Raw genomic sequence first — 3,844 nt, 5'->3', positions numbered from 1 at the left:
GGTGGGTGGGCGGGACATTTACCCGCGCCGAAGGCGCGGGGCGGCGCCGGACGCGGGAGGCGACCGGTCCGGTGCGCGGGGACGCGCTCACGCCCAGGGCGCGGGGCGGTGCCGGACGCGGGGTGGGGACCGGGGGGGTCCGAAGGGTGGGCGGAGGGCGCGCGGGGTGGTGGGGCGCCGATAGGCTGCACCGCGTACCCCGTAGGCCCGCGCCGCAGGCGCACACGCACAGGAGGGACCCCGATGAGCGCTGCCACACCGACCGGAGGCGGCCGCACCTGGCCCGACGTGCTGAGCGCCCTGCTCGCCAAGAAGGACCTGAGCACCGACGACACCGCCTGGGCGATGGACCGCATCATGCGCGGCGAGGCGACGAACGCCCAGATCGCTGGCTTCGCGGTGGCCCTGCGCGCGAAGGGCGAGACCGTCGACGAGATGGCCGGCCTGGTCCGGACGATGTACCAGCACGCCAATCTGATCGAGGTCCCCGGCCGTACCGTCGACATCGTGGGCACGGGCGGCGACCGCGCCCGTACGGTCAACATCTCCACGATGTCCGCGATCGTCGTCGCCGGCACCGGAGCCAAGGTCGTCAAGCACGGCAACCGCGCCGCGTCCTCCGCGTCCGGCGCCTCCGACGTACTGGAGAAGCTCGGCGTCAACCTCGAACTCGGCCCCGGCCGCGTCGTCGAGGTCGCGGAGGAGGCGGGCATCACCTTCTGCTTCGCGGTGAAGTTCCACCCCTCCCTGCGTCACGTCGCCCAGGCCCGTAAGGAACTGGGTGTCGCGACGCCCTTCAACTTCCTCGGCCCCCTCACCAACCCCGCCCGGGTCCGCGCCCAGGCCACCGGCGTCGCCGACGCCCGGATGGCCCCGATCATGGCCGGCGTACTCGCCGAACGCGGTTCCTCCGCCCTCGTTTTCCGCGGCGACGACGGCCTCGACGAGCTGACCATCACCGGCACCTCCCAGGTGTGGGTGGTCCGCGACGGCACGGTGACGCAGCAGACGTTCGACCCGCGCGACCTCGGCATCCGGCTCGTCGGCATCGAGGCCCTGCGCGGCGCCGACGCGTCGTACAACGCGGACGTCGCCCGCCGGCTGCTGGCCGGCGAGACCGGCCCCGTCCGCGACGCCGTCCTGCTCAACTCCGCCGCCGCCCTCGCCGCCCTGGACCCCACCGACGCGCCGCTCGCCGAGCAGCTCGCAGCGGGGATGGCCCGGGCGGCGGAGTCCATCGACTCGGGGGCCGCGCAGCGCACCCTGGAGCGCTGGGTCGCGGTCAGCAACTCCTGATCGGCACGGGGTGGTTGCCGGCCCCCGGCCGGCGGCCACCCCGCTTCGCGCGCCGGCGTTCCGCGATCCGGACAGACATGTTGCGCGCGGACGATCACATGGCATACTTCTGAACCAGGTCACGAGTGACAGCGATTCAGGCCCCGGCCCGCTGTCCGGCAACCCTCCGTCCGTGGCGGGGTGCCCCGGGTGATGACCAGGCCGCAGGCAGCGAGGTCTGCGGCAAGCGCGGACCCCTCGCAAGCCAGGGGTCCTGGTGGTCGAGGGAGAGCTCCGTGAGCAAGCGAATGCGCTAGGGCCGGTCGGCCCCTTTCTCCCACCCCGACGACGGGCCGCTTCTGCGTACGCCCGCACGGTGTGTGTTTCGTGCCGTGGCCGTGCGCTCCCGCGTTCGCGTCCGGGCGTCTTCGCGTCCGTGCCCTCCGTGCCTTCCGGGTCCGTATCGGGTGCGCTTCGCGCGCGCCTTTCGGGGTTTCCGCGTCTTCGACGCGCGCTTTCACCTTCACCGCCGCCACGCTCCGGCCTGCCCTGAGGAGACCTCGCCATGTCCGTGCCCACCGCTGCCCCGACCGCCTCCGCCACCACCTCCGACCCCGCCTGTACGGCCCTCTCCGCAGCCGCCGCCCCGCTCCCCGTCCTCGGCCGGGACGTGCGCGTGCCCGTCGCCTCCGGCGGGGAGCTGGAGTACGCGGCGCTCGACTACGCCGCCAGCGCGCCCGCGCTGCAGCGGGTGTGGGACGACGTGGCGGCGTACGCGCCGTACTACGGCAGCGTGCACCGGGGTGCGGGCTACCTCTCCCAGCTGTCCACGGAGCTCTTCGAGTCCAGCCGGGCGACCGTCGCGGAGTTCCTCGGCTGCCGCGCGGACGACCAGGTCGTCTTCACCCGGTCCACCACCGACTCCCTGAACCTCCTCGCGGCGGTGCTGCCCACCGGCACGCGGGTGTTCGTCTTCGAGACCGAGCACCACGCCGCGCTGCTCCCCTGGGAGCGCCGCTCCGACGTGTCCGTCACGTACCTCGACGCGCCCCGTTCCCCCCGCGAGGCGGTGGGCGTCCTGGAGGCCGCCCTCGCCACGCGCGGCGGCGACGGTCCCGCGCTGGTCTGCGTGACCGGCGCCTCGAACGTCACCGGCGAGGTGTGGCCGGTCCGCGAACTGGCCGCGGCCGCGCACCGGCACGGGGCGCGGATCGTGCTCGACGCGGCGCAGCTCGCCCCGCACCGGCCGGTGTCCCTCACGTCGCTGGACGTCGACTGGGTGGCTTTCTCCGGCCACAAGCTGTACGCGCCCTTCGGCTCCGGTGTGCTGGCGGGGCGGGCGGACTGGCTGCAGTCGGCGGAGCCCTACCTGGCGGGCGGCGGCGCCTCGCGCACGGTGGCGCGGCGACCGGCCGGCGGGGTGTCCGTGGAGTGGCACACCACGGCGGCCCGGCACGAGGCGGGATCGCCGAACGTGATCGGCGCGTACGCGATCGCCTCCGCGTGCAAGGCCCTCACGGAGGCGGGCTTCGACCGTCTGCTGGCCCGTGAGGAGGCGCTCCTCGGCCGCCTGCGCTCCGGGCTCGCGGCGCTGCCCGCGGTCCAGGTGCTCTCCCTGTTCGGGGACGACTCCGACCGGGTCGGGGTCCTCTCGTTCACGGTCGCGGGCTGGGACAGCTCGGCCTTCGCGCAGGCGCTCTCCGCGGAGTACGGCATCGGGGTTCGGGATGGTCTCTTCTGCGCGCACCCGCTCGTGCGGACGCTCCTCGGCGCGGAGGGCGATGAGCCGGCGGACTGCGATGGGTCGTCGGACGGCTCGGCCTCCGCCTCGGCGTCGGCCTCGGGGGAGCGTCCGCTGCACGCGATCCGGGTGAGCTTCGGGGTGGGCACGCCGGACGAGCACGTTGTACGGTTCCTGGCGGCGGTGGGGGAGCTGGTGGGGCGGGTCTAGCTCTGCGGACGGGGGCGTCTCGCGCTGCGCGGCGGGCGGTTGCCGGCCCGCGGACGGCGCCGCCCGCGCCTTCGGCGCGGGGTTGCCCCCACCCACACACCACCCGTTACGGCGTGCCTTACCTGACGCCGGCGCCTGGGCTTGCGGCCGGGGGGGCCGAGCCTGCACCCGGACCTGGAGCCAGACCCGCGCTCGGGCCGTGGGGCGGGCCCTGGGCCCGAGCCCGCGCCCTGGGCCCGAGCCCTGCGCCCGGCCCCGGGTCCCGGGTTCGCATCGGGCCTCGGGTTTCGGACCTATGGCGGGCGGACCGTTGTGGTGATGCCTCGTTACGGTCGGCGTTTCGGCATGGCGGTGCCGCGCCGGAGGGGGTGGTTACCCGGGCTGGAGCGGTGGTCGGCCAGTGGTTCTGAGGCGGGGGATGGGCCGGTGGCCGATGTGCGCGGCGGGTTGTTCGTGGCCGGTTGTCGTTGCAAATCGAAGTGTTTCTGCGGCCCCAAGGGGCCTTGCCGGGCGGAGCGCGGGGCCCGCCCCGGCCGCGTCAAGACCCGGCTGACCCCCGCCTACTCCCCCGAGGAGGCCGCCGCCCTCGCCCGCGCCGCGCTCGCCGACACCCTGGCG

2 protein-coding genes, 1 pseudogene and 1 riboswitch are annotated in these 3,844 nt (G+C 75.0%); all 3 genes and pseudogenes read left to right on the top strand.

Annotated features, from left to right (window positions below; all coding sequences use genetic code 11):
* Positions 1–243 precede the first annotated feature (243 nt).
* Entirely contained in the window at positions 244–1,296 is a 1,053-nt protein-coding gene (trpD, locus tag AB0M28_RS40050; protein WP_365415712.1) for an anthranilate phosphoribosyltransferase, read from the top strand.
* Positions 1,297–1,413: 117 nt separating this feature from the next.
* Positions 1,414–1,531: riboswitch (SAM riboswitch) on the top strand.
* A gap of 309 nt (positions 1,532–1,840) precedes the next feature.
* Positions 1,841–3,226: an aminotransferase class V-fold PLP-dependent enzyme gene (locus AB0M28_RS40045; RefSeq protein ID WP_365415710.1), complete on the top strand. Its 1,386-nt coding sequence runs from the start codon at positions 1,841–1,843 to the stop codon at positions 3,224–3,226.
* 426 nt (positions 3,227–3,652) lie between these two features.
* A pseudogene (locus AB0M28_RS40040) lies at positions 3,653–3,844 on the top strand (hypothetical protein); the annotation flags it as partial.

It is taken from the genome of Streptomyces sp. NPDC051940 (genome assembly GCF_040680895.1).
Classification (GTDB): domain Bacteria; phylum Actinomycetota; class Actinomycetes; order Streptomycetales; family Streptomycetaceae; genus Streptomyces.
This window is presented reverse-complemented; position numbering and strand designations above follow the sequence as displayed.